Source organism: Streptomyces sp. NP-1717, assembly GCF_022695985.1.
Taxonomy (GTDB): domain Bacteria; phylum Actinomycetota; class Actinomycetes; order Streptomycetales; family Streptomycetaceae; genus Streptomyces.
This window is the reverse complement of record NZ_JAAPBF010000458.1, coordinates 1-1,084: the sequence shown is the minus strand read 5'-3', so window position 1 is coordinate 1,084 and position 1,084 is coordinate 1. Positions and strand designations below refer to the sequence as shown.

Genomic DNA, 1,084 nt, shown 5'->3' with positions numbered 1-1,084 from the left:
TGTATTGATCACGAGCGTTGTTAACGCCGACTGGTCTTGATCATGGCGAAGACCTCCGGTGTGGTGGAGCTGTCTAGGACTGCACCACTCGGAGGTCTTCGTGTCCCACCGTAATGCCCGGCTGACTGTTCACGGCAGGCGGCTGCTGGTCGAACGGGTCCTCGCGGGCCGTCCAGTCGCGCACGTTGCCGCAGAGATGGGCATATCCCGGCCCACCGCCCACAAATGGGTCCGTCGCTGGAGGGCCGAAGGCGACGCGGGCCTGGCCGACCGCTCCAGCCGGCCCCGCACGACCCCGCTCCGGACCTCCGCGGCTGTCGAGACCCGTGTCTGCCGGCTTCGAGCCGACCGGAAACCCGGCCCGGCCCGGATCGGCCCGATCCTGGGCCTTCCCGCTTCGACCGTGCACCGCATTCTGGTCCGCCACGGCCTGAACCGCCTGGCCTGGCTCGACCGGCCCACCGGCGAGCCGATCCGCCGCTACGAACGCGACCGGCCCGGAGAACTGATCCACGTCGACATCAAGAAACTCGGCAACATCCCCGACGGCGGCGGCTGGCGAACCGTCGGAAGGACGGCCGGCGACCGCAATCGTCAGGCCACCACCACCGAACGCAGGAGCTGCAAGCCGGTGATCGGCTACAGCTACATCCACTCCGCGGTCGACGACCACTCCCGCCTCGCCTACAGCGAGGTCCTGGCCAACGAAAGACAGGAAACCGCTGTTGCCTTCTGGCAGCGGGCCCAGGCGTTCTTCACCACTCACGGCATCACCGTCGAACGCGTCCTGACCGACAACGGCTCCTGCTACAAATCCAGGCTGTTCACCCAGACCCTGGCCGCGGCCGGAATCGCCCACAAGAAGATCAGGCCCTACCGACCGCAGACCAACGGCAAGGTCGAACGCTTCAACCGCACCCTCCTCGACGAATGGGCCTACCAGCGCCCCTACACCTCGAACACCGAGCGCACCGCGGCCCTGGCAGACTTCCTCCACACCTACAACCACCACCGCAGCCACACCGCACTCGCAGGCAAGCCACCCATCCATCGCGTCAACAACCTCGCGGGTCAATACACCTAG

Annotated in this window: 1 protein-coding gene; it reads left to right on the top strand. The window is 66.8% G+C overall.

Going from position 1 to position 1,084, the window contains the following annotated elements:
- Positions 1-100 precede the first annotated feature (100 nt).
- Positions 101-1,084: an IS481 family transposase gene (locus GXP76_RS35455; RefSeq protein ID WP_242575727.1), complete on the top strand. Its 984-nt coding sequence runs from the start codon at positions 101-103 to the stop codon at positions 1,082-1,084.